General features: G+C 70.0%; 22 protein-coding genes. 8 read left to right on the forward strand and 14 right to left on the reverse strand.

Going from position 1 to position 23651, the window contains the following annotated elements; translation table 11 throughout:
* The first annotated feature begins 5 nt into the window (after positions 1–5).
* Positions 6–1313, forward strand: coding sequence for an aspartate aminotransferase family protein (locus tag OHA77_RS33915; RefSeq protein WP_406313394.1), 1308 nt, complete (start codon positions 6–8; stop codon positions 1311–1313).
* A 245-nt stretch (positions 1314–1558) separates the two neighbouring features.
* Here the strand turns inward: OHA77_RS33915 and OHA77_RS33920 are convergent, their stop codons facing one another.
* Both OHA77_RS33920 and OHA77_RS33925 read right to left on the reverse strand, forming a co-directional pair.
* A complete protein-coding gene (locus tag OHA77_RS33920; protein WP_406313396.1) occupies positions 1559–2119 on the reverse strand; it encodes a cysteine hydrolase family protein in 561 nt (186 codons plus the stop codon).
* Between the two features lie 233 nt (positions 2120–2352).
* Positions 2353–3069, reverse strand: a complete 717-nt coding sequence (locus OHA77_RS33925; protein WP_406313397.1) for a TetR/AcrR family transcriptional regulator — start codon at positions 3067–3069, stop codon at positions 2353–2355.
* A gap of 130 nt (positions 3070–3199) precedes the next feature.
* Here OHA77_RS33925 and OHA77_RS33930 point away from each other — a divergent pair, with 130 nt between their 5' ends.
* Positions 3200–4498, forward strand: a complete 1299-nt coding sequence (locus OHA77_RS33930; protein ID WP_406313398.1) for a hypothetical protein — start codon at positions 3200–3202, stop codon at positions 4496–4498.
* An 88-nt stretch (positions 4499–4586) separates the two neighbouring features.
* Here OHA77_RS33930 and OHA77_RS33935 read toward each other — a convergent pair whose 3' ends face one another.
* From OHA77_RS33935 to OHA77_RS33960, 6 genes are all read right to left on the reverse strand, one after another.
* On the reverse strand, positions 4587–5333 hold the full coding sequence (locus tag OHA77_RS33935) for a hypothetical protein (RefSeq protein ID WP_326824129.1): 747 nt from the start codon (positions 5331–5333) through the stop codon (positions 4587–4589).
* Between the two features lie 82 nt (positions 5334–5415).
* Positions 5416–6276: a sugar phosphate isomerase/epimerase family protein gene (locus OHA77_RS33940; RefSeq protein ID WP_406313400.1), complete on the reverse strand. Its 861-nt coding sequence runs from the start codon at positions 6274–6276 to the stop codon at positions 5416–5418.
* Positions 6277–6302: 26 nt separating this feature from the next.
* A complete protein-coding gene (locus tag OHA77_RS33945) occupies positions 6303–7433 on the reverse strand; it encodes a dihydrodipicolinate synthase family protein (protein ID WP_406313401.1) in 1131 nt (376 codons plus the stop codon).
* A gap of 52 nt (positions 7434–7485) precedes the next feature.
* On the reverse strand, positions 7486–8628 hold the full coding sequence (locus OHA77_RS33950) for a Gfo/Idh/MocA family oxidoreductase (RefSeq protein ID WP_326824126.1): 1143 nt from the start codon (positions 8626–8628) through the stop codon (positions 7486–7488).
* A 223-nt stretch (positions 8629–8851) separates the two neighbouring features.
* Positions 8852–10078 carry an HRDC domain-containing protein gene (locus tag OHA77_RS33955; RefSeq protein ID WP_406313402.1) on the reverse strand — a complete coding sequence of 409 codons (1227 nt, stop codon included), beginning with the start codon at positions 10076–10078 and terminating at the stop codon, positions 8852–8854.
* A complete protein-coding gene (locus tag OHA77_RS33960) occupies positions 10075–10671 on the reverse strand; it encodes a DUF3000 domain-containing protein (protein ID WP_326824124.1) in 597 nt (198 codons plus the stop codon). Before OHA77_RS33960 ends, OHA77_RS33955 begins: the two co-directional genes overlap by 4 nt.
* 705 nt (positions 10672–11376) lie before the next feature.
* On the opposite strand from OHA77_RS33960, the gene hemE reads away from it, so the two are divergent.
* The gene (gene hemE, locus OHA77_RS33965) at positions 11377–12414 is read left to right on the forward strand and encodes a uroporphyrinogen decarboxylase (RefSeq protein WP_326824123.1); all 1038 of its coding nucleotides are present in this window, start codon (positions 11377–11379) and stop codon (positions 12412–12414) included.
* 103 nt (positions 12415–12517) lie between these two features.
* Here hemE and OHA77_RS33970 read toward each other — a convergent pair whose 3' ends face one another.
* Positions 12518–13525 carry a DUF4349 domain-containing protein gene (locus tag OHA77_RS33970; protein ID WP_406313404.1) on the reverse strand — a complete coding sequence of 336 codons (1008 nt, stop codon included), beginning with the start codon at positions 13523–13525 and terminating at the stop codon, positions 12518–12520.
* Positions 13526–13675: 150 nt separating this feature from the next.
* Here OHA77_RS33970 and hemG point away from each other — a divergent pair, with 150 nt between their 5' ends.
* The 3 genes from hemG (at position 13676) to OHA77_RS33985 (ending at position 16643) form a co-directional block, all read left to right on the forward strand.
* Positions 13676–15124, forward strand: a complete 1449-nt coding sequence (gene hemG / locus OHA77_RS33975) for a protoporphyrinogen oxidase (protein ID WP_406313405.1) — start codon at positions 13676–13678, stop codon at positions 15122–15124.
* 73 nt (positions 15125–15197) lie between these two features.
* Positions 15198–15839: a hydrogen peroxide-dependent heme synthase gene (hemQ, locus tag OHA77_RS33980; RefSeq protein WP_326826869.1), complete on the forward strand. Its 642-nt coding sequence runs from the start codon at positions 15198–15200 to the stop codon at positions 15837–15839.
* Between the two features lie 174 nt (positions 15840–16013).
* Complete coding sequence (locus OHA77_RS33985) at positions 16014–16643, forward strand: hypothetical protein (protein ID WP_406313406.1); 630 nt, start codon at positions 16014–16016, stop codon at positions 16641–16643.
* 252 nt (positions 16644–16895) lie between these two features.
* Here the strand turns inward: OHA77_RS33985 and msrB are convergent, their stop codons facing one another.
* Positions 16896–17297, reverse strand: coding sequence for a peptide-methionine (R)-S-oxide reductase MsrB (msrB, locus tag OHA77_RS33990; RefSeq protein WP_326824119.1), 402 nt, complete (start codon positions 17295–17297; stop codon positions 16896–16898).
* Between the two features lie 344 nt (positions 17298–17641).
* Between msrB and ligD the strand changes: the two genes are divergently transcribed.
* A complete protein-coding gene (ligD, locus tag OHA77_RS33995; RefSeq protein ID WP_326824118.1) occupies positions 17642–18643 on the forward strand; it encodes a non-homologous end-joining DNA ligase in 1002 nt (333 codons plus the stop codon).
* 27 nt (positions 18644–18670) lie between these two features.
* On the opposite strand, the gene OHA77_RS34000 is transcribed toward ligD, so the two are convergent.
* From OHA77_RS34000 to OHA77_RS34010, 3 genes are all read right to left on the reverse strand, one after another.
* Entirely contained in the window at positions 18671–19024 is a 354-nt protein-coding gene (locus OHA77_RS34000; protein WP_326824117.1) for a hypothetical protein, read from the reverse strand.
* Positions 19025–19071: 47 nt separating this feature from the next.
* Positions 19072–20109, reverse strand: a complete 1038-nt coding sequence (locus OHA77_RS34005) for an ATP-dependent DNA ligase (protein ID WP_406313408.1) — start codon at positions 20107–20109, stop codon at positions 19072–19074.
* An 87-nt stretch (positions 20110–20196) separates the two neighbouring features.
* Positions 20197–20931: a pyrimidine reductase family protein gene (locus tag OHA77_RS34010; RefSeq protein ID WP_406313410.1), complete on the reverse strand. Its 735-nt coding sequence runs from the start codon at positions 20929–20931 to the stop codon at positions 20197–20199.
* Between the two features lie 156 nt (positions 20932–21087).
* On the opposite strand from OHA77_RS34010, the gene OHA77_RS34015 reads away from it, so the two are divergent.
* Positions 21088–21474 carry a hypothetical protein gene (locus tag OHA77_RS34015; RefSeq protein WP_406313411.1) on the forward strand — a complete coding sequence of 129 codons (387 nt, stop codon included), beginning with the start codon at positions 21088–21090 and terminating at the stop codon, positions 21472–21474.
* Here the strand turns inward: OHA77_RS34015 and glgX are convergent.
* Entirely contained in the window at positions 21471–23591 is a 2121-nt protein-coding gene (gene glgX, locus OHA77_RS34020; protein WP_406313412.1) for a glycogen debranching protein GlgX, read from the reverse strand. The two genes, OHA77_RS34015 and glgX, sit on opposite strands and share 4 nt — an antisense overlap.
* Between the last annotated feature and the right edge of the window lie 60 nt (positions 23592–23651).

Below are 23651 nucleotides of genomic sequence, written 5' to 3' on the forward strand. Positions count from 1 at the left end.
ATATGATGAATGCCTCATTTTGGAACAATGTGGAATCTCATCTGATCCGATACGGCGCGGCGTTCACTCCAAGGATCATCGAACGGGCGGCGGGGTCGTACGTGTACGACGACGCCGGGACGGCGATCCTCGACTTCACCTCGGGCCAGATGAGCTCGATCCTCGGGCACTCCCACCCCGATGTGGTTGCGGCGGTCTCGCGGTCGATCTCATCGCTGGATCACCTGTACAGCGGCATGCTGAGCCGGCCCGTCGTCGATCTGGCCAATCGGCTCGCGTCGACACTTCCCGGTGACTTGAGCAAGACGCTGCTGCTGAGTACCGGCGCGGAGTCCAATGAAGCCGCGATCAAGATGGCCAAGCTCTACACGGGCAAGTATGAGATCGTCTCGTTCGACCGGTCGTGGCACGGCATGACGTCGGGTGCGTCCTCCGCCACCTTCTCGGCCGGCCGAAGAGGGTATGGCCCGCCGATGCCGGGCAACCTCACGCTCCCGTCGCCGAACGCGTATCGCTCTCCTTTCCGCCGTACGGACGGGTCCTATGACTGGGAGGCCGAGCTTGCGTACGGATTCGGTCTCGTCGACCAGCAGTCGTCCGGAAGTCTGGCCGCGTGCGTGGTCGAGCCGATCCTGTCCTCCGGTGGGATCATCGAGCCTCCGGTCGGATATCTGCGGCGGTTGAAAGCGATGTGCGCCGAACGCGGGATGCTGATGATCGTGGACGAGGCCCAGACCGGACTCGGACGCACCGGCGAGATGTATGCCTTCGAACGCGACGGCATCGTCCCGGATCTCCTGACGCTTTCCAAGACCTTGGGTGCGGGCCTGCCGGTGGCGGTCGTCGTCACGTCGCCGAAGATCGAGGAGGTCTGTCACGAACGCGGGTTCCTGTTCTTCACGACCCACGTCTCGGACCCACTTGCGGCCTCCGTCGCGGTGACCGTGCTCGACGTCATCGAACGCGACGGTCTCGCGGCACGGGCCGCGCTTCTGGGCAAGCAACTCAACGAGCGGCTGCTGGACCTGCGTGACCGCTTCGAGGTGGTCGGCGATGTCCGCGGGCGCGGGCTTCTGCAGGGCCTGGAACTGGTGACGGACAAGCTGAGCAAGTCTCCGGCGGACACGCTCGGAAATGCCGTGACCATGGCATGCCTGGAGCGCGGGCTGCACATCAACATCGTCCAGTTGCCAGGAATGGGGGGAATCTTCCGGATCGCACCGCCGCTCACGATCAGCGACTCGGACTTGCACGCCGGACTGGACATCCTCGAGGCCGCTCTGCGAGCGGTCGTCTCCGGGGACGCCAGGTGACCACGGGCCTCCGGTGCCGGGTGAGCGCCGGCTCGACGGCTGATCCAGGAGTCGACGAAGGATGTCTTCCAGACTCCGCCACCGGATGAGCGCGGGCTCGGTCCCGTCGTATCGGAGCGCCCTGCCGAGGGTGCCGAAGCGTCGACTCACGTGACCGGACCTCGGGCGCCTGTCATCGAAGGCTGAGCGGTCAAGTGCGCCGTCTCATCGCGGGCATGGCCCAGGCCGTCGATGCCGACGGCCGGTCACAGCCGGGCGATCCACTCGCGGCCCGTGAGAACCTCGGCACCTCTGGCCGGGAAGACGCGGTTGACCAGGAAGTCGTGCACGTCCGGTTCCCCGTCGGCGCAGGCGTCACTGAGCACGGTCAGCCGGTAGTCGCGGTCGGCGGCGTCGTAGAACGTGGCGGCGACCATCGCCCCGGTCGCGACACCGGTCAGCACGAGCGAGTCGATGCGCTGGGCGCGCAGGATCAGATCGAGATCGGTCGCCGCGAACGCGCTGGCGCGGTGCTTGAGGACGACGGCCTCACCGGGCAACGGCTCGATGCGCGGGTGCACGAGCGTCTCGGGGGATTCTTCGTGGAACAGCGTCCCCGCCCCGTGTAGGGCGCTGATCAGCGGGTTTCCCGCTGCCACATCAAGGCCTGAGGCCCGGAGCCCGAAACGTATGAAGATCACCGGAATCCCGGAGGCTCTGGCCGCGGGGAGAACCCTTTCCAGCACGGGAAGCACGCCGGCGGCGAAGGGGTAGTTGTCCACGATGCCCGCCTGCAGGTCGCCGACGATGAGCGCGGTGGTGGTCATACCGTTTCCCTGTCTGTACGGCGCGTCATCGGCCATCCTCCACGGTCGTATCTTTGGCGTCGTTGTCGTCGATCCAGTACGACGATAGCGGTGGATTCCCTTGTGAAGACCTTCGCCGGCGCTGAACCCACGGGGGTCCGAACCGCAAGCTGGAGCGCTGTCACAGGCCGCCGCGTTCGGCCGTCGCCCAGGGGCGGTGCTCCACCCGTGGACGGCGGAGCCGTCGGGGCAGGTCAGCGCAGGTTGGGGCTCCGGCTGAGTCCGAGCAGACCGAGAAGCCGGTCCATCATGTGCTCGAACAGCGGCAGGTGGTCCTCGAAGGAGAACGCGAGGTGGCCGTAGACGGCCATGCAGATCAGGCCGTAGATCTGCCGCCAGCAGGTGATCATCAGCAGGGCCACGCCGAGGGGGACCTCGAGTCCGATGGCCTCGCGGTAGATCCGCAGCTGCCGCGCCAGGTCGGGGTCGATCTGCTCGTCCGCGGGGTAGGTCAGCCGATCTTCGCGCCACAGCCGCACGAAGAGCAGCCCGAACAGGCCGCCGAGCTCGCGCGAGATGACCTTCGGGATGCCCTCTTCCGACGCGGCGACCCTGGCATAGCCGGCCCCCATGAGCAGGTCGAACTCGGCCTTGTTGGCCAGTGACCAGTCCAGCGCGGCACGGGTGGCCGCGTGCAGCCGGGCGCTGATGTCGTCAGGGTCCTGGCGCTCCACGGCCTGGGCCACGGTGGCCATGAACTCCGCGGTGACGTCGTCGTACAGGACGCGGACGAGCCCCGCCCTGCCGTTGAAGTAGCGGTAGAGGGCCGGTGGCGTCACTCCCACGCTGCGGGCCACGGCGGCGACGGTGAGGCCCTCGACGCCCTCTTCGGCAGTGATCCTCCGAGCGGCGGTCTTGGCCTCTCGTTCGAGCTCCGCCCGCAGTCGTTCCCGTCGCGTCAACGCTGTCACCCACCCATCTTCGCCGGTCTCGGCCGCGATCGCCTCCCCGGCGGCCGGCGCTACTTGCGGTGAATGGGCGATACATGGTTAATAGTATTCACTTTTTGATGGTCCATAACTGCTGCGTTAAGGAGATTCGATGAGCACGGCGGACGAGCCGAGGAAGACGCCGCGTACCCGCAGAGGCGGCCGGCTCGCGGCGGCGGCGGTCGCGGTCCTCCTGGTGACCACCGCCTGCGGGAAGGCCGCCCAACCCCCCGACCTGCCGGAGAAGCACCGGAGCAGCGCCGACGGGGCGGATGCCAAGAAGACCGCGCTCGCCGCGGCGGCGCGGAATCTTGCCGGCCTGATCTCGTCCCCCGGGCAGATCATCTGCTCGTCGAGCGACGGCGGCTGGCAGGCCACGGCCTATGACGACACGTTCCGCACCCGCGTCGCCGCCTTCTCCGTCGACGCACTCTCCGCCCAGTTGACCGAGATCGCCCAGCAGGCGGGAGGGGAGCGGGCGTTCGTGCGCGACCTGTGCGGCGATGAGGGGGACGCCGGCATCAGCCCGGTCTCGCCGGACGGGCGACGTGTCGCCGTCCAGGTGGACTTCCCGGACAGCGGCACCCCGACGCACGTGGGATGGCTCGACCTCGGCACCGGGGCCTTCACCGACATCACGGAGAGGTCGACGAAGAGAGGCTATGTCAAGGAGACGTTCTCCGACGAGCAGCCCGGATTCGCCCCGGACGGGTCGTTCTGGTTCCTGCGCGACTCCCAGGAGTTCCTCTCCGCGGACGTGAACGGCCGTCTCTCCACTCACCAGATCAGCCTGGCCTGTTTCCGCAACACGAACGAGGAGACCTTCTACCGCCCGGTGAAGTCGGCCGCCGTCATGTGCCCGGGGACCGTCCACCCGTCCGGGACGTTCGCGGCCGACCCCAGGAACGTCGCGGTGAGATTCTCCTCGGTCGCCGGGTTCGAGCTGGACGTCCTGGCGGACAGGGTCGACCGGTTCGCCGACGGCCCCATCCACAGCCCGTTCAGTGTTCAGGTCGCCGTGCGCGACGACGGCGAGCTGCGTGACTGCACCCCGGTGGCCTGGGTCAACGCCACGGACCTGCTCTGCGCGGGTTCGAGCAACGACTTCTACACCGTGCGGATCGACCCCGCGGCCGCGCGGGCCGACCTCGAATACGCGGAGACGACCGAGGTGGGGGTCAAGGCTGAGATCGCCCCCGCGACCGAGACCACGATCGTGTCGATCGCCGTTTCCCGGGACCGCCAGTCCTTGATCATCGCCGCGGGCGAGGACGCCCAAGCCGGTACGGCGAAGCTCTACCGCGCCAGCCTGACGTCCCCCGCCGACCCGGTGGAAATCGGCCCGGTACCGGCGGGAGCGGGCAGTGACTTCACCCTCCTCGGGAACTTCCAGAAGATCGACGGGGAGTGACACCGGAGCCCGGCACGGCGACCGGCCCGGCACAGCAATCGGCCCGGACACCCGCGGGTGCCCGGGCCGATCACGTCGTAGGGGGCGTTCAGCGGTTGCTGACCGTCGGTCGTCCTTGTTCGTTCACGGGCGGGACGGTGACCTGCCCACGCAGCCAGCGGATCGTGCGCATGACTCCGTCACCGTAGCCGGGGGAGTGCTGGCGGCCCCGGCCGAGCTGCCGGGACACGTCCTCGGCTGCGGTCTCCTCCATTCCGAGGTTGAGCCCGGTCGGTCCGTGAATGGGGCGCTGGGTGTTCCGGACGGGCGATTTCGAGCGGGTGCCGAGCACCCATTCGCACACCGCGATCGTTCCGGAGCACCATTCCCGCTCCCAGTCGTTCGACGCGCTCGGCTTGCCTTCGCGCGCCAACTCGGCGACCCGGCCGATCTCGGCCTCGGTACGCAGGATCACCCCACGGCCACCGACCAGGTGGCCCCAGCCTTCGGAGGAGCGGCGTCCGGGGATCGGCAACCCGTCCTTGGCGCCGATCAACCAGTTCAGGGTGCTTACCACTCCATCGGCCGGGACGACCCGGCCCTCGCGGGGGACCCGCTCGGAGGCGTCGATCTCCGCTCGTGCGTCCGCGAGGGTGGGCAGGGCTCCTGAGGTCGGGCGGCCGCTGATCGGCGCCTGCTCACGCTCGCCGAGGGCCCACAGGATCGCCTCCCCGTGTCCGGACGGTGCCGAGTCCGGATTGGCGGCCTCCCACTCTTTGATCGTTTCCAGTACGGCCCTGACATGTTCCGGCGGCCGCTGTATGGCGGGACGGGTTTCGCTCTCTGCGGTCGTCATGACACCACCGTACGATTACCTTCCGCATCACTCCAACGTGAATCCCTTATCCGGGTCGAGTAAACAGGTCCGAACACGGGTATCAGGCCTCGATGAGTTCGCCGAACCGGGTCTTCACCCGGGTCAGGACCTCGTCCGGATCGGCGGCCCACACGTCGGCGTTGAAGATCTCCACCTCGACGTCCCCGGTGTAGCCCGCCTCGGTCACGGCCCTGGTCAGCGGCGCAAAGTCGATCACACCGTCGCCCATCACACCCCGGCCGAGCAGCGCGTCGGCGGGGAGCGGGTGAAGGAAGTCACACACCTGGTAGCTCGCGATCCGGTCCCCGGCCCTGGCGATCTGCTGGAAGACCTGCGGGTCCCACCAGACGTGAAAGGTGTCGACGACCACCCCGACCTGCTCGGCGGGGTACGGCTCCGCGAGGTCGAGCGCCTGCCCGAGGGTGGACAGCACGGCCCGGTCGGCGCAGTACATCGGGTGCAGCGGTTCCAGGGCGAGCCTGACCCCGCGCTCACCGGCGTAGGGGGCGAGCACGGCCAGCGCCTCGGCCACCCGTTCCCTCGCCCCGGCGAGATCCCGGTCGAAGGCGCCCAGGGGCTCGCCGGGAGCCACCCCCGGCAGGCCGCCGACGACCATGACCAGGCAGGCGGCGTTCAGCGCGGCCGCCTCGTCGATCGCCCTGCGGTTGTCGTCGAGCGCGTCCTGGGAGGTCAGGAAGCCGCCCCGGCACAGGGACGACACCCGCAGCCCGGCGTCCGCGACCAGTTTCACGGTCTCGTCCAGCCCCTGCTCGGCGACGTTCTGCCGCCACAGGCCGATGGCTTCGACGCCGTGCCGTACGCACCCGTCGACGGCCTCGGCCACCGACCACCGTTTCGTGGTCCACTGGTTCAGCGAGAAACGGCTCGCCGCCTCCCGCGTGCTGGTGGCCCGCTCGTCCACGGTCCGTCCTTTCCCGATCGGTCCGTTCAAAGCCCGTGCACCGCCAGCAGCGACCGCATCCGGTGGACGGCCAGTCCGGGGTCGGCCAGCAGCCCGGCGCGGTCGGCCAGCCGGAACACCTCGGCCAGGTGCGGGAGCGACCGGGCCGCCTGGGCGCCGTTGACCATGCTGAAGGCGTCCTGGTGGCCGTTGAGCCAGGCCAGGAAGACGATGCCGGTCTTGTAGTTGTAGGTCGGCCGCTCGAAGATCTTCCGTGACAGGGCGACCGTGGGGGTCATGATCTCGTCGTAGCGGCCGAGGTCGCCCTCGTCGAGTGCCTGCAGGGCCGCGGCGGCGGCCGGGGCGATCGGGTCGAAGATGCCCAGCAGCGCGTGGCTGCCCGACTTGATCAGCTCGGGGTAGTTGAAGTCGTCGCCGGTGTAGAGCCTGACGCCTTCCGGCAGTGCCGCCCGCAGCCCGATCTCGTGGTCGGCGTCCAGCAGCGAGACCTTGACGCCGTCCACCATCGGCGCGTGCTCGCGGATCAGCGCCAGGAACGCGGCGGTGGCCTCACCCACGTCCGCCGAGCCCCAGTAGCCCGCCAGCTGGGGGTCGAACATCTCGCCCAGCCAGTGCAGGATCACCGGCCGGTCGGTCTGGGAGAGCAGCTTGCCGTAGACCGCGTGGTAGTCCTCGGGACCCCGCGCGAGCCGGGCGAGCTGGCGGCTGGCCATGACGATGACACCGGCGCCCGCGTCCCGGACGGTCTCGATCTGCTCGGTGTAGGCGGCCACCACCTCCTCCAGCGTCCCGGCGTCCGGTGCGTGGTCGGTGCCGGCGCCACAGGCCACCAGTGCGGCCGGGTCGCCGAATTCCGCGGCCTCGGCGGCGCTGCGCCGGATCAGCTCGCGGGTGGCCGCCCAGTCCAGGCCCATGTTGCGCTGCGCGGTGTCCATGGCGTCGGCGATCCGCAGGCCGTACGACCACAGGTGCCTGCGGAAGCGCAGAGTGGCCTCCCAGTCGACGGCGGCGGGGGAGCCGGGGGTGTTGTCGCCCAGCGGGTCGGCGACGACGTGAGCGGCCGCGTAGACGATGCGGCTCTTCGCGGGACCGGCGGGCCTCGCCCAGGCCGTCGGCGCGCGCAGCGTGTGCTCGCCGCCGGGCAGCGTGATCCTCATCGGGACTCCTCGGGGGTTCGGGCCTCCGGCGCGGGGAGCCGGCGGAAGGCCGTCACGGCTCCACCGGCAGGCGGCGGCCCTCGGCGGAGGAGCGCAGGCCCAGTTCGGCGAGGCGGACGCCCCGGGCGCCGGAGGTGAAGTCGTGGGGGAACGGCGCGTCCTCGACCACGTGGCGGACGAACATCTCCCACTGGATCTTGAAACCGTTGTCGAACTCGTCGTTGTCGGGGACCTCCTGCCAGTCGTCCCGGAAGCGCGCGGTGACTGCGAGGTCGGGGTTCCAGACCGGCTTGGGAGTGGTGGCGCGGTGCTGGACGCGGCAGTTGCGCAGTCCCGCGACGGCGCTGCCGTGCGTGCCGTCCACCTGGAACTCCACCAGTTCGTCCCGGTTCACCCGGACGTTCCAGGAAGAGTTGATCTGGGCCACGACGCCGTTGTCGAGTTCGAAGATGCCGTAGGCGGCGTCGTCGGCGGTGGCCGGGTAGGTCCGGCCCTGCTCGTCCACCCGCTCGGGGATGTGGGTGGCGGCCTGCGCGTAGACCGAGCGGACCCGGCCGAACAGGTTCTCCAGCACATAGGCCCAGTGCGGGAACATGTCCAGGACGATGCCGCCGCCGTCCTCGGCGCGGTAGTTCCACGACGGGCGCTGCGCGGCCTGCCAGTCGCCCTCGAAGACCCAGTAGCCGAACTCGCCGCGCACCGACAGGATCCGGCCGAAGAAGCCGCCGTCGATGAGGCGCTTGAGCTTGAGGAGCCCCGGCAGGAAGAGCTTGTCCTGCACGACGCCGTTCTTCACGCCCTTGGCGGTCGCGGCCTCGGCCAGCGCCAGCGCGTCCTCGAAGGTCTCGGCGGTCGGCTTCTCGGCGTAGATGTGCTTGCCCGCGTCGATCGCCTTGAGCACGGCCTTCACCCGGGCCTGGGTGACCTGGGCGTCGAAGTAGATCAGGTTGTCGTCGTCGGCCAGGGCCGCGTCGAGGTCGGTGGTCCAGCCGGTGATGCCGTGGTCGTCCGCCAGCTTCTCCAGCTTCTCGGCATTCCGGCCCACCAGGACCGGCCGGAGCGTCACCCGGCTGCCGTCGGACAGTGCCACGCCGCCCTGGTCGTTGATCGCCAGGACCGAGCGGACCAGGTGCTGCCGGTAACCCATGCGGCCGGTGACGCCGTTCATCACGACGCCGATGCTTCGCGGGGACATCTTCTTGAGCCTCCTATGGAAAGCGCTTTCCAACACACCGTACGGCAGCCTGACATGTTGGGCAAGCGCTTCCCTCCCTCGGCCCGGGCCGAGGGAGGGAAGGAGGAGGTTCAGCGGCGGGATCCACCCGGGGTGGTCCCGCCCTACCTGGGGAAAGTCGTGCCGGGGGTGCAGAGCGCCGGCCCCGCGTGCCGTCCCGGTGACGCCGGGAGGCGGGGGCCGGTCAGATCTCGCCCTTGGTCTCCAGGCGGATCAGGGATTTGGCCACCGGGTGGGCGGTCAGCTCGATCTGCCAGTTCCGGGCGCCCAGCTCCCGCAGCCGGGCGGAGATCGTCTCCTCGGAGATGTCGGCGGGCGGCTCCCAGGTCAGCCGGCGCACGGCGTCGGGCTGCAGGAGGTTCTCCGTCGGCATGTGGTGCTCGTCGGCGAGCGCCGCCACCACGGCCCTGGCGGCGGCCAGCCGCCGCGCGGCGACCGGGTCGCGGTCCATCCACCGGTTGGCGGGCGGCGGCCCGTCACCCTGGGTGCTGGGCTGAGGGAGCTCCGACTCCGGAAGCGCACGTGCCCTGCCGATCGCGGCCAGCCACTCGCGCAGGTGCCGGCGGGCGCTGCGGCCGGTGAACGGCGGGATCTCGGTGAGCGCCTTGGTGGTGCGGGGCTGGTCCAGCGCGGCCGTGACGATCGCGGAGTCGGGAAGGACCCGGCCGGGAGCCAGGTCCGCCTCGCTGGCGAAGCCGTCGCGGAGCGTCCACAGCTCCCGGACCACGGCCAGCCCGCGCAGCGAGCGGACCTTGTGGATCCCGGAGGTGCGCCGCCACGGATCCGACCGCGGTGCCGGGCTCCGGTAGGCCAGCACCGAGGCGAACTCCTCGCGCGCCCACGCCAGCTTGCCGCTCGACTCCAGCTCCTCGTGGAGGACGTCGCGTAACTCGACCAGGACCTCGACGTCGAGCGCCGCGTAACGCAGCCAGTCTTCCGGCAGCGGGCGGGTGGACCAGTCGGCCGCCGAGTGGCCCTTCTCCAGCTTGAAGCCGAGGACGTTCTCCACCATCATGCCGAGGCCGACCCGCTCGTAGCCGAGCAGCCGTCCGGCCAGCTCGGTGTCGAACAGCCTGCGGGGGTGGAAGCCCAGCTCCGCCAGGCAGGGAAGGTCCTGGGAGGCCGCGTGCAGCACCACTTCCGCGTCGGCCAGCGCCGTGTCGAGCTCCGACAGGTCCGGGCAGTGGATCGGGTCGATCAGCGCGCTGCCGGCACCGGAGCGTCGCAGCTGCACCAGGTAGGCGCGGCCGCTGTAGCGGTAGCCCGAGGCGCGCTCGGCGTCCACCGCGACCGGGCCGGTGCCCTCGGCGAAGGCGCGTACGACTCGGGCAAGGGCGGCTGCGTCCTCGACGACGGGTGGGATTCCCTCTCGCGGCTCCAGCAGCGGAACGATGGTTGTCTCGTCGGTCACGTTCGGAAGGGCTCCGGATCTTCGCGACGGCGTGGCGGCAGAGACGCCACGTCGGGTGGCAGGGGTGGTATACCCGCCGCAAGGCACATCAGATCGCACCAGGCGGCGACATGGCTGGAAAGGTCTTCCTCCAGCGGAGACCAGGAGGCGCGCAGCTCCAGCTCCGTGGTGACCGGGTCCTCGGCCTTGTTGCCGAAGCCCTCGGAGACGGCCCGGGTGACGGTCCCCCCGGCCGCGGTGTAACCGGCACCGTGCGCGTCGAGCGACTCGGTGAGCCAGCTCCACGCGACGGGCCCGAGCAGGGGATCTTCGGTGATCTCCGGCTCCATGTCCGCCCGGACGTAGGCGACCAGCCGGAACTGCCCGTCCCAGCCGCGCTGGCCGTCCGGGTCGAAGAGCATGATGAGGCGGCCGACCGCCAGCTCGTCGTCGTCGCGGTAGACCGACGCGCCGATGGCCGCCGAGTAGGGGGCCAGCCGTTGGGGCGCGGGGATGTCCTCCAGCTCGATCTCCGGTCTGACCTCGGCAGGGCGCAGAGTGGCCGCCGCACGCCGGAAGACGGCGGGAGCGGGCGGTGCCTCACCGAGGGTCATATCGGAAGAGTAGGTCGGAACTGAACGCATGGGGACCATCGGGGTGGGTGTAGGAGCCATCGGAGCCGATCAAACTACTGCCATCGCCGGGCGGAGAGCGGGAACGCCCTCGCCGTCGGTGATCCCGAGGGACAGCGCGTGGCCGCACTCGACACAGGCCCATTCCGGGCACCGGCCCGGCTCGTGGCCGTCGGAACAGGGAGGCTGCTCGAAAACCCGCTCGGCGGCACAGACAGCACAGTGCTCACCGCGGCGTTCGGTTGAACTCCACATCGTGGACATCGCACGGGCCTTTCGTCGGGTCGTGGTCCGACGTTGGCACGTCGCGCCGACAATTCCGCGCAACGTGCTCGGCGTGTCCCGAAAGTGATGCCGGAATCGATGCCGCGCGGTGACTTGACGGACTTTTGGTTCAGCCGGGGGCTGCGCCTGATCCGTCAATGGGAGGAACTGTACCCGGAAACATGATCGCTTCGCTCCGCCCGGCGCCGCCGGGCGCGTGCCGACATCGGTTTTTGATGGACGAAGCACTCGAAACGGTCAGAACCCGATCGTCGTCATGACTTGAAACTATCTGGGCGTTGTTGGCTGCGATCTCATTGAATAACTGGTGATTTCATAGCGAGAACCCCCGTCAATGGACCTGATGAGCAGACCGCACCCTGGGATGAGCGGACCGCACCCCTGGCATGGCACCCTGGAAGAGTGACTTCCGAGCTTGCCGACTCTCCGTTCCTGCGTGCCTGCCGCCGTCTGCCCGTCTCCCACACGCCCGTGTGGTTCATGCGCCAGGCCGGCCGTGCCCTGCCTGAATACCGGGCCGTGCGCGGAACGGTGCCGATGCTCACCGCGTGCGCCACCCCCGAGCTGATCGTGGAGATCACCATGCAGCCGGTCCGCCGGTACGGCGTGGACGCGGCCATCTTCTTCAGCGACATCGTGGTGCCGCTCAAGGCGATCGGGATCGATCTGGACATCAAGCCCGGCGTCGGCCCGGTGGTGGCCGAGCCGATCAGGGACGCCGCCGCGGTCGAGAGGCTGCGCCCGATCGAGCCCGGCGACGTCTCCTACGTCACCGAGGCCGTCCGGGCGCTGACCGGGGAGCTCGGCCCGACCCCGCTGATCGGCTTCGCGGGCGCGCCGTTCACCCTGGCGTCCTACCTCATCGAGGGAGGCCCCTCCAAGAACCACGACCACACCAAGGCGATGATGTACGGCGAGCCGCACCTGTGGCACGCCCTGATGGAGCGGCTGACCGGGATCACCCTCGGCTTCCTGCGGATCCAGGCCGCCGCCGGAGCTTCGGCCGTCCAGCTCTTCGACTCCTGGGTCGGCGCCGTCGCCCCCGAGGACTACCGCGAGTTCGTCCTCCCCTACACCAGCCGCATCTTCGCCGGCCTGGCCGACCTGGACATCCCCCGCATCCACTTCGGCGTCGGCACCGGCGAACTGCTCGGTCTGCTCGGCGAGGCGGGAGCCGACGTGGTCGGCGTCGACTGGCGGGTCCCGCTCGACGAGGCCGCCAGGCGGGTCGGCCCGGGCAAGGCGCTCCAGGGCAACCTGGACCCGGCGACGCTGTTCGCCCCCTGGGAGGTCGTCGAGCGCCGCGCGGGCGACGTCCTCGCCTGCGGTGCCAAGGCCGAGGGGCACGTCTTCAACCTGGGTCACGGCGTGCCGCCCAATGCCGACCCCGACCAGCTCGCCCGCCTCACCGACTTCGTGCACGAGGCGTCCACCCGCTGACGGTGCCGCCGGCGGACGCCGGGCTGCGCCTTCGCGCCCGTGGGCGGCGCTCCCCGCGCCGCCGGACGGGGAGCGCCCCCGGGCGATCGGCGGCGCGCAGGCCCTACGGCCGCGAGGGGGCGGGCTCCTCCTCGCCGGAGTCGCCGGAGCCGCCGGACGCCGGTCCCGGGCCGTCCTCGCCCGGTTCGGCGGCGAGCGGCGCGGACACGGTCCGGCGGGCGCCGCCTCTGGTACGGCGGAGCCGGAGGACCACCAGCCAGAGCGGCACGATCACGATCATCCAGGGGAGCAGCACGCCCAGGACGGTCAGTCCGATCTTCACGGCCGTGACGAAGCCGTTCCAGCCCGACCGCAGTCCGCCGAGGAAACCGGAGGGCTCGTCGTCGGGCTCGGCGACCACGGTCGCCGGGCCCACCAGGTTCAGGGTGAGCGTCGCCATGCTCGTCTGCGAGGTGAGCGTCTTCTGCCGCGCCTGAAGCGACTCCAGGTCGGCCTCGCGGCCGGAGATCTCCCGTTCGACGTCCAGCACCTCGCCGATCGTGTCCGCCTTCTTCAGCAGCGTGCGCAGCGAGTCGAGCGCCGACGTCGCCGACCTCAGCCGGCTCTCCACGTCGGCGACCTGCTCGGTGACGTCCTCGGTGTTCTGCTGGAGCGACTCGCGCGTGCCGAGTTCCTTGCCCAGCCGTCCCAGGATGCCCGGATAGCCCTGGGGAGGGAGCTTGAAAACCAGCTGCGCGGAGCCCTCGCCGCCGGAGTAGGCGTCCGACTTCTCCATCGACAGGTAGCCGCCGGCGGTGGTGACGATCTGCCGGGCCCTGTCGGCGGCCGCGGTGACGTCCTTGGCCCGGACCGTCATCTCCGCTGTGTAGACGATCGCCCGATCCTGCGGGACCAGCTTCACCTGCTGTCCCGCCTGACCGGCCGCGGCCGATTTCTGCGGCCGGGAGGCGCGGGCACTCGTGTCGGAGCCCCCCTCCGCCGTCATGTTCCGATCCGCCGCCGGGGCGGGCGCGGACTCCATGGTCGCCATCCCGCCCCCGCAGGCCGACGTCAACAAAACCATCCCCGCCAGGGTGACCGCCAGGCGGGAGCCGTACCGGAATCTGCTCATGTCCTGTTGACGGCGAGGGCGCGGGTGAGGTTTGGCGGAGGGCGTCACGATGCCGTCACGTTCTCACGGCCTCCGGGTCACCGGGGGGTGGCGGAACGGCGGGGTGGCGGGGCGCACGACCGGACATGGGGGACGGTACGGTCAGGAGTCATGGAAGGCAACCGGTGCCATGTGGTGGTCGTCGGCGGCGGGATCGCGGGGCTGGCCGCCGCGTGGTACCTGCGCCAGGGCGGCGAAGGCGTCCGGGTGACCGTGCTCGACGGCGCCCGGCGGATCGGCGGAAAGCTGTACGCCACCGAGGTCGCGGGGGTCTCGGCCGACGCCGGGGCCGAGGCGATGCTCGCGCGAAGGCCCGAGGGCAAGGATCTGGCCCGGCTGGTCGGCCTGGGCGAGGAGTTACGGCATCCCGGCACCACCCAGGCGGCCATCCTGTCCCGGGGCGTGCTGAGGTCCATGCCCAAGGGGCATGTCATGGGCGTCCCATCCGACCTGGCCGCGCTGGCCGGGTCGGGGATTCTCAGTCCGGCGGGTCTCGCCCGCGTGCCGCTGGACCGGATCCTCCCGGCCACCCGGGTCAGCACCGACGTGTCGGTGGCCTCCTACATCCGCGCCCGGGTGGGCGACGAGGTGGTCGAGCGTCTGATCGAGCCGCTCCTCGGCGGTGTCTACGCGGGCCAGGCCGACCGGCTCTCGCTGGATGCGACGATGCCTCAGATCGCCGTCGCCGCGCGCTCGGAACGGTCGCTGCTCGCCGCGGCCCAGGGGGTCGCCGCGAACGCGCCCAAGGACGCGGGGCCCGTCTTCACCACGTTGCGGCAGGGGATGGGCGCCCTGCCCGAGGCCGTGGCCGCCGCGTCCGGCGCCGAGATCAGGACCGGGGTCACGGTCCGGGAGATACGCCGGACCGCGACCGGATGGCAGCTGATCGCCGGGCCGGTGCCCGAGCCCGAGGTCATCGAGGCCGACGCGGTGATCGTCGCCACCCCCGGCCCCTCGGCGAGCCGGCTGCTCGCCGGCGAGGTGCCCCAGGCCGCCGCGGAGCTGGCCAGGATCGACTATGCCAGCATGGCCATCGTCACGCTCGCCTACCCGCGAGAGGCGTTCCCCCGGCCGCCGGCCGGCAGCGGTTACCTCGTCCCGCCCGTCGACGGACGTCCGATCAAGGCCGTCACGTTCAGCTCGGTCAAGTGGCCGCACCTGGCCGAGGCCGACCCCAATCTGATCCTGCTGAGGTGCTCGATCGGCCGCATCGGCGAAGAGGCGGTGCTCCAGCGCGACGACGCCGAGCTGGTGGCCCTGGCGATGGCCGAGATGGTGGAGGTCATGGGTGTGCGCGGGCTGCCGCGCGACTCCAGGGTGGTCCGCTGGGGCGGCGCGCTGCCCCAGTACGACGTGGGCCATCTCGACAGGGTCGCCCGCATCCGCGCGGCCGTCGCGACCCAGCCCGGTCTGGCCCTGTGCGGCGCGGCCTACGACGGCCTCGGCATCCCGGCCTGTGTCTCCACCGCCCGCACCGCGGCGGCCCGGATTCTGGACCACCTGGATCTCACGGGAGAATGGGACGAGAAGGCCGGTCCGCTGACGGGCCGGCGTAGCTGACGGAGGGGTGAGGACGACGGACGGGAACCCGCGGCCCAAGGCGCGCGACCTGAACCAGGTGATCCGCTACACGATGTGGTCGGTCTTCAGGCTGACCGAGCGCTGCCCGGGCAACCGTGAGGGCATGGCGGCCGAGGTCGAGGGTCTGCTGGCCCAGATGGCCGAGAAGGACGTGGTCACCCGCGGCCTGTACGACGTGGCCGGTTTCCGGGCCGACGCCGACTTCATGTTCTGGTGGCACGCGCCGACCGCCGAGGACCTGCAGGAGACCTACGCCCGTTTCCGCCGCACCGGCCTCGGAGTGCTGACCGAACCGGTCTGGTCGGCGATGGCGCTGCACCGCCCCGCCGAGTTCAACAAGTCGCACATCCCGGCCTTCCTGGCCGAGGAGGAGGCGCGCCGGTACGTCAGCGTCTATCCGTTCGTCCGCTCCCTTGAGTGGTATCTCCTGGACGACGCCGACCGCCGCCGGATGCTCGCCGAGCACGGCAAGATGGCCCGCGACTATCCGGACGTGCGGGCCAACACCGTGGCCTGCTTCTCGCTGAACGACTACGAGTGGATGCTCGCCTTCGAGGCCGACGACCTGCACCGCATCGTCGACCTGATGCGCACCCTGCGTGCCGCCGAGGCCCGGCGGCACACCCGGGAGGAGACCCCCTTCTACACGGGAATCCGCAAGCCGGTCAGCGAGCTGGTCGCCGCGTTGCCGTAGCCGGAGGTTCGCCTGCGGAAGGCCGCACCGCCCGATGCCGCCTTCCAGGCGTCCCGGGCGGTGCGGACGCCGCCGGGCGGACGCGGATGGTCATCGACGGATCCGCAGAAACGTTCGATATCCCCTCGCCGTTTGGCATACTCGGGGAAAACCACCTCTTTCTGGGGGTCAAGGGTGAACAGGGGTCAGGAGCTGGCACGGTCCACACGGCGCGAGCACGGCCGCCGGAGAAGGAAGGCCAGGGCTCGGGTCCTCGAGGTCTCGGTGGGGGTGACCGCGCTGGCGGTCGCGGGGCTGGCGCTGGGCGGGTCCCTGCTCCGGAGCCCGCAGGCGCGGTCCGGAGCAGTCCAGGGACAGCCGGCGCCGCAGGCGCAGGCGTATGCGCAGAAGGCGGTGCCGGCGGCCCCCAAGGCGGCCTCCGCGGGGGGCGGCCCGGTTCCGGCGGTCAGATCGGACGCAGGCCGGCGGGCCGAGGACGAGGCGGCCGGTCCGTCCAAGCTCAGTGACCAGAAGGCACTCGCCTACTTCGCGAGCCACCAGGCGACCAAGCGCGTCAAGGACATCCGCATCGTCGGTGGCTATCTCCGGATATATACGGATCTTCCGGAGTCGGCGAGCAACTCGAAACAGGCACTGAAGCTGTGTCGGACCGGGGTGGACTACCTCGTCGGGGAGCTCGGTACGTCCAGCCCGGTGGTCTTCGTCCAGGCGAAGTTCGGGGAGAACGGCAACCCGGTGCTGGCCAACGTCCTCGGGGGCGGCGACTCCGACTGCCGTGTCACCCACCCCAAGCCCGGGAAGTAGCGGAGCGCTCCGGCCGTTCAGATCACCCTGACCCGGGTCCTGCCACAGAGCACGCAGCGCTGGGTGACCACCCGGCCGATGCTCTCGATGACCTCCCACCTGTGCCGGATGTGCACGGCGACTCCCTGAGAAGGATCACTTTGCGGAGGCATCCGCATACGATGCGTGATCTCGCTCTACCCGGCTTCCGGGCGTCCTCACCCTCCGAGGAGGTCCGAGTGTCGTGCGTTCCGGCCCGGGTAGGGTCGATGGTCAGTCGGTGGGCTCCATCCGGAGCGACACGGAGTTGATGCAGTAGCGGTCGTCGGTGGGCGTGCCGTAACCCTCGCCGTGGAAGACATGGCCCAGGTGCGAGTCGCAGGCCGCGCAGCGGACCTCGACGCGGGTCATGCCGAGCGAGCGATCCTCGATCAGGGTGACCGCCTCCGACTTCGACGGCTCGTAGAAGCTCGGCCAGCCGCAATGGCTGTCGAACTTGGTGTCCGACCGGAACAGCTCGGCGCCGCAGGCGCGGCAGCTGTAGACGCCTTCGGTCTTGGTGTCGACGTATTCTCCGGTGAAGGGGCGCTCGGTGCCCGCCTGGCGGAGAACGTGAAACTCCTCGGGAGAGAGCTGGACGCGCCACTCGGCGTCGCTCTTGACCACCTTGTCCATCCCTCCAGCCTATGCGGTCCCCGGATGTCTCCAGTGAGGGTGGGCCGGAGCGGCGGCCACGACGGATGCCCGAAAAAAACCTTATAGGCGAAGCATCCATTTATGTACCGTTTTGCGTCTATAGGTATATGGGGGGTTTCCGCCCCCCTGGTTAAGGGTGAGACCATCTGTCGGGCCGTTCAACGATCAACTGAACGGCCGGATGCCACCGGCCGGGTGGCGCGCCAGCGCCCGGAACCGGAGTGCGGGACAGGTGATCATGCGGTCCGTCCCGTCGAGAGCCCGGTCCCGCCGCCGCGGCGACTCCGGGGCGGACCCACCTCTCATGGAGTACGGTTCGATCTATGGCGTCGCCGTATATCGAACTCACCGTCGGGGACCGGGTCGTCAAGGTCACAAATCCCGACAAAGTCTACTTTCCGGAGATCGGGGCGACCAAGCGCGAGCTGGTCGAGTACTACGTGAGTGTGGGCGAGGGGGCGCTGCGCGCCCTGTACGACCGCCCCACCCATCTCAAGCGCCATCCTGACGGGGTCGAGACCGAGGCCATCTACCAGAAGCGCATGCCCCCCAAGCATCCCGAGTGGCTGCAGACGGTCACGGTCCGCTTCCCCAGCGGGCGCACCGCCGACTCGCTCCGGGTGACCGAGGTCGCCGCCATCGCCTACTGCGCGAACCTGGGAACCATCGACTTCCACCCCTGGCCGGTCCGCGCCTCGGACACCGACCATCCCGACGAGTTGCGCCTCGACATCGACCCCCAGCCCGGCACCGGCTTCGAGGAGGCGCGCACGGTGGCCTTCGCGGCCGAGGAGATCCTCGGGGAGCTCGGCATGATCGGTTTCCCCAAGACCTCCGGCAACCGGGGCATCCACATCAGTGTGCGGATCGAGCCGCGCTGGGACTTCACCCAGGTGCGCTATGCCGGGATCGCCTTCGCCCGGGAGATGGAGCGCCGGATGCCCGGCCTGGCCACCACCGCGTGGTGGAAGGAGGAGCGCGGGGAGCGGATCTTCATCGACTACAACCAGAACGCCCGCGACCGGACCGTGGCCTCCGCCTACTCGGTGCGGGCCAGACCGCACGCCCCCGTCTCCACCCCGCTCACCTGGGCCGAACTGGCCGACGCCGACCCACGCGACTTCGACATCCGGACGGTCCCGGCCCGGTTCGCGAAACTCGGCGACGTGCACGCCGCGATCGACGAGCGGGCCTTCTCGATCGAGCCCCTCCTGGAGTGGTTCGAGCGCGACGGGCACGAGGACCTGCCCTACCCGCCGAACTACCCGAAGATGCCGGGCGAGCCGAAGCGGGTGCAGCCCAGCAAGGCGCGCGGCGACTCGTGACGGCGGCCGGCGCCGGGGCCGAACGGCCTACCGGCGCCGGCCGAGGGCGAAGGCCACGTTCACGCTGACGATGCCGAGCCAGACGAGCACCATCACATAGGATTCCGTGTCCGTGACGGCGAGGGCCACCGTGCTGATCACGCCGAGCACGACGGAGACGATCGACAGCGCCAGGCGCTGACCGGCGTCCACCGACGGGCGGACCGCGGGGGCCTCCTTGCGGGAGCGGGCGGCGACCCGGTCGTCCACCCGCCGGTCGATCTCCTGGTCCATCTTGTCCAGGAAGCCCTCCACCAGGGAGTCTTCGTACTCGGGACCGAGGTCGCGGCGGGCCGCCACGGCGGCTCTGAGGTCGTCGTCAGAGGAGGATGATCTGGCCATGGTCGAGATATATCGTTTATTGGCCTTCATGTCCACCTGGACGGCCGCTATCCGGCCATGATGTCGTCCAGGTCGTAGGAGACCGGCCGTTCGAGCTGCTCGTAGGTGCACGACTCGGGGGTGCGGTCGGGCCGCCAGCGGCGGAACTGGGCGGTGTGCCGGAACCGGCGCCCCTCCATATGGTCGTAGGCGACCTCCAGCACCAGCTCCGACCGCAGGGGAACGAACGACAGGTCCTTGGTGGCACTCCACTTGGAGATCGCACCGGGCAGCGACGCGGCGCTCCAGGGATGGGCGTCCGCGCTCACGTACGGGGCGAGCTCCTCGATCAGCTCGGCCCGGCGCTTCATCGTGAAGGAGGCCGCCACACCGACATGGTGGAGCACCCCCTCGGGGTCGTACAGCCCCAGGAGCAGGGAGCCGACCACCGGTCCCGACTTGTGCTCCCGGTATCCGGCCACCACCACGTCGGCCGTCCGCTCGTGCTTGACCTTCGACATAACCCGCTTGTCCGGCTGGTACGGCAGGCCGCCCGGCTTGACCACGATGCCGTCCAGCCCGGCGCCCTCGAAGGCGTCGAACCATTCGACCGCCTTCTCCCGGGAGGTGGTGACCGGGGTCAGCCGTACTGCTCTCCCCGCCCGGTCGAAGATCGACTCCAGCCTCGCCCGGCGGGCGGAGAACGGGGTCTCCAGCAGGGACTCCTCGCCCAGGGCCAGCAGGTCGAAGGCGATGAACGATGCGGGCGTCTGCTCGGCCAGCAGCCTCACCCGGGAGGCGGCCGGGTGGATGCGCTGCTGCAGGGCCTCGAAGTCAAGGATCTGGCCGGCGCGGACGACGATCTCCCCGTCCACCACCACCCGGTCGGGCAGCTCCGCCCGCACCGCCTCGACCAGTTCGGGGAAGTAACGGGTGAACGGCCGCTCGTTGCGGCTGCCGAGATAGACCTCGTCCCCGTCCCGGAACACCACGCACCGGAAACCGTCCCACTTGGGTTCGTAGAACAGGGTGCCGTCCTGCGGCGGCAGGCCCTTGACGGGCTTGGCCAGCATCGGCGCGAGCGGCGGCGCTATCGGCAGGTTCAACTCAGGCCTCCCGTCCGGCTGCGGCGTCCGGCGAACCCGCCCGTCCACCGCGGCTCCGAACGTGTGTCGTCGTGCCCGGAGGTGAACTCAGCTGATCGGTTCACCGGAGGTCCGAATATATCGGGTGAAGAGGAAACCCTCCTCCTCCAGAACGTGCGCCAGACGGAGCGGGGTGAGCGAGGCGGGGCCGTTCAGGATCCGGGCGGCGTCCCCGCCGACCAGTGCCGGACTCAGCGTGAGGCAGAGTTCGTCGATCAGACCGGCCTCGGCGAGCTGGGCATTGAGGTTGGGGCCGCCCTCACACAGCACCCTGCCCAGGCCGCGCTCGCCGAGCTCCTCGACCGCTGCCGCCAGGTCCACTCCGTCGTGCCCGGCCACGATCACCTCGGCGTGTTCAGCGGCCTTCTTCCGGCGCTCCTCGGGGGCGGCGTCACAGGTGATGATGATCGTCCGCGCGCCGGGCTCGGCCTCGGCGAACAGCGCGCCCGACAGGTCGAGGTCGAGCCGCCGGGTCACCACGGCGATCGGGGGAGCCGCCGGGCGGCCCTCGCGCAGCGGGCGCCACGACTCCCTCGGCCGGGCGGGGCCGTACCCCTCGGTCCGCACGGTCGCCGCTCCCGCCAGGACGACGTCGGCCAGTCCGCGGAGCACCCCGAAGATCCGCCGGTCACCCTGGCCCGACAGCCCGCCCGACCGTCCGTCCAGCCAGCTCCCGCCGTCGGCGCTGGCCACCATGTTCACCCGGACACACGGGCCGGCCGGGTAGGCGTAGACCCGGGCGAGATCGACGTCGTCCGAAGCGGCGGGATGGATGAGGCGCATCCTCCTACCTTGGCACAGCGGCGGATCGGGGCCGTCACCCCCGCACGTCACCCTCACGGTCGATAACGGATCCGACGATCCTGGTGACTTCGGCTGACTCCCGTTACATGATGCACTCTGGGAGTTCTGGGAGGTTTCGTGGGGTTGGCCGCGATAGTGACATGGTTGATCACCGCGATGGTCGGGATCTACCTGTTGTATCTCTGGCTCTCCGGTGGGGGTTTGCGCCGGCAGCGGACGAAGGTGACCCGGTTCCCCGCCGTGCTGGTCTTCGCCCACCCTGGCCTGGCGGTCTCCGCCCTGGGGTGCTGGGTCGCCTATGTGCTCACCGCCGAGCGGATCCTGGCGTGGGTGTCGTTCGGGGTGCTCGCGGCCTCCGCGCTGCTCGGCTTCACCATGTTCACCCGCTGGCTGGGCGGCGGCCGTCACGCGCGCGGCGCCGGACAGCGTCTCCCCGTGCTCGCCGTCGCGGTGCACGGCCTGGCCGGGCTGACCACGTTCGTCCTGGTGCTGCTCACCGCCGCGGTCGCGGCCGGACTCTAGGCCCTGGGGCAGCGCAGGATCTGCACGGAGCGAGAGGTCACCGGGATCACGGACTCCGGCGTCCAGAGATCCTTGGCGGAGCGTCTGTCCCTCCGCCCGTCGACGGCGGTGTCCAGCACGGTCCGCCACCCCACCCCGTACTTCGCGTCGGGGACGGTGAAGTCCATGTCCTCGTGGTGTCCGTTGATCAGCAGGAGGAACGAGTCGTCCAGGATCGGCTCGCCGCGCGGGCCCGGCTCGGTGATGGCGTCGCCGTTCAGGAAGACGGTCAGGGACTTGGCGTACCCGGTGTGCCAGTCTGCGCCGGACATCTCCTCACCCGCAGGGGTGAGCCAGACGATGTCGCGGGTGCCGTTGCCGTCCTTGCGGCCGTGGAAGAATCTGCGCCGCTGGAAGACGGGGTGCCCGCGGCGCAGCTCCGACAGGCTCCTGACGAAGCCCAGCAGGTCCTTCTCGCCGGTGGCCAGCGACCAGTCGACCCAGGAGATCTCGTTGTCCTGGCAGTAGGCGTTGTTGTTGCCGCCCTGGGTCCGGCCGAACTCGTCGCCCGCCAGGAGCATCGGCACGCCCTGGGAGATGAACAGGGTGGCCAGGTAGTTGCGCCGCTGACGGCGGCGCAGAGTGGCGATCTCCGGATCCTCCGTCGGCCCCTCGATGCCGCAGTTCCACGACCGGTTGTCGTCGGTGCCGTCGCGGTTGTTCTCCTCGTTGGCCTCGTTGTGCTTGCGGTCGTAGGAGACCAGGTCGGTCAGGGTGAATCCGTCGTGGCAGGTGACGAAGTTGATGGAGGCCACCGGGCGGCGGCCGGAGGTGGCGTAGAGGTCGGCGGAGCCGGTCAGCCGGGAGGCGAACTCGGGCATCGCGGACCCGCTCCCGCGCCAGAAGTCGCGCACGCTGTCACGGTATTTGCCGTTCCACTCCGTCCACAGGGGCGGGAAGTTGCCGACCTGGTAGCCACCGGGGCCCACGTCCCACGGCTCGGCGATCAGCTTCACCTGGGAGATCACCGGGTCCTGCTGGATCAGGTCGAAGAAGGCGCTCAGCCGGTCCACGTCGTGCAGCTCGCGGGCCAGGGCGGCGGCCAGGTCGAACCGGAAGCCGTCCACGTGCATCTCCAGGACCCAGTAGCGCAGCGAGTCCATGATGAGCTGCAGCGCGTGCGGGGAGCGGACGTTGAGGGAGTTTCCGCAACCGGTGTAGTCGAGGTAGAAACGCCGGTCCCCGTCGTGCAGCCGGTAGTAGGCCGTGTTGTCGATGCCCCGGAAACCCAGGGTGGGCCCCATGTGGTCACCCTCGGCGGTGTGGTTGTAGACGACGTCGAGGATGACCTCGATCCCGGCCTCGTGCAGTGCCCGCACCATCGCCTTGAACTCCAGCACCTGCTCGCCGCGCTGACCCGAGCTGGAGTAGGCGTTGTGCGGAGCCAGGTAGGCGATCGTGTTGTAGCCCCAGTAGTTGGTCAGCCCGCGGGCGACCATCGCGTGCTCGGGCACGAACTGGTGCACCGGCATCAGCTCGACCGCGGTGACGCCCATGCTCAGCAGGTGCTCGATGACCGCCGGATGGCTCAGCGCCGCGTAGCTGCCGCGCTGCTCCTCGGGCACCGCCGGGTGGCGCATGGTGAGCCCGCGCACGTGTGCCTCGTAGATGACGGTCTGGTGGTACGGCGTGCGGGGGAGCCGGTCGTCGCCCCAGTCGAAGAACGGGTTGACCACCACGTTCTTCGGCATGAAGGGGGCGCTGTCCTCCTCGTTGCGGCCGGCCGGATCGGTGAACGGATAGGAGAAGAGGGACGAGTTCCAGGCCACGTCGCCCTCGACCGCCTTGGCATAGGGGTCCAGGAGCAGCTTCGAGGGGTTGCACCGGTGCCCGTGGGAGGGTGCGTGGGGACCGTGGACGCGGTAGCCGTACCGCTGTCCCGGCATGATCCCCGGGAAATAGCCGTGCCAGACGAACCCGTCGACCTCAGGCAGGTCGACCCGTTCCTCTCGCCCGTCGTCTCCGAAAAAGCACAGCTCAATCCGCTCGGCCACCTCGGAGAACACCGAAAAGTTGGTGCCCACGCCATCCCAGGTGCCACCGAGTGGATACGGCTCTCCAGGCCAGACTTCGCGCATGCGGCCCTATTCTCCTCCAGTTAGGCCCTCCTGTGCAGGGTGTTGTCGTTCTTGTCACCC

The organism is Streptosporangium sp. NBC_01639 (genome assembly GCF_045209755.1).
GTDB lineage: Bacteria > Actinomycetota > Actinomycetes > Streptosporangiales > Streptosporangiaceae > Streptosporangium.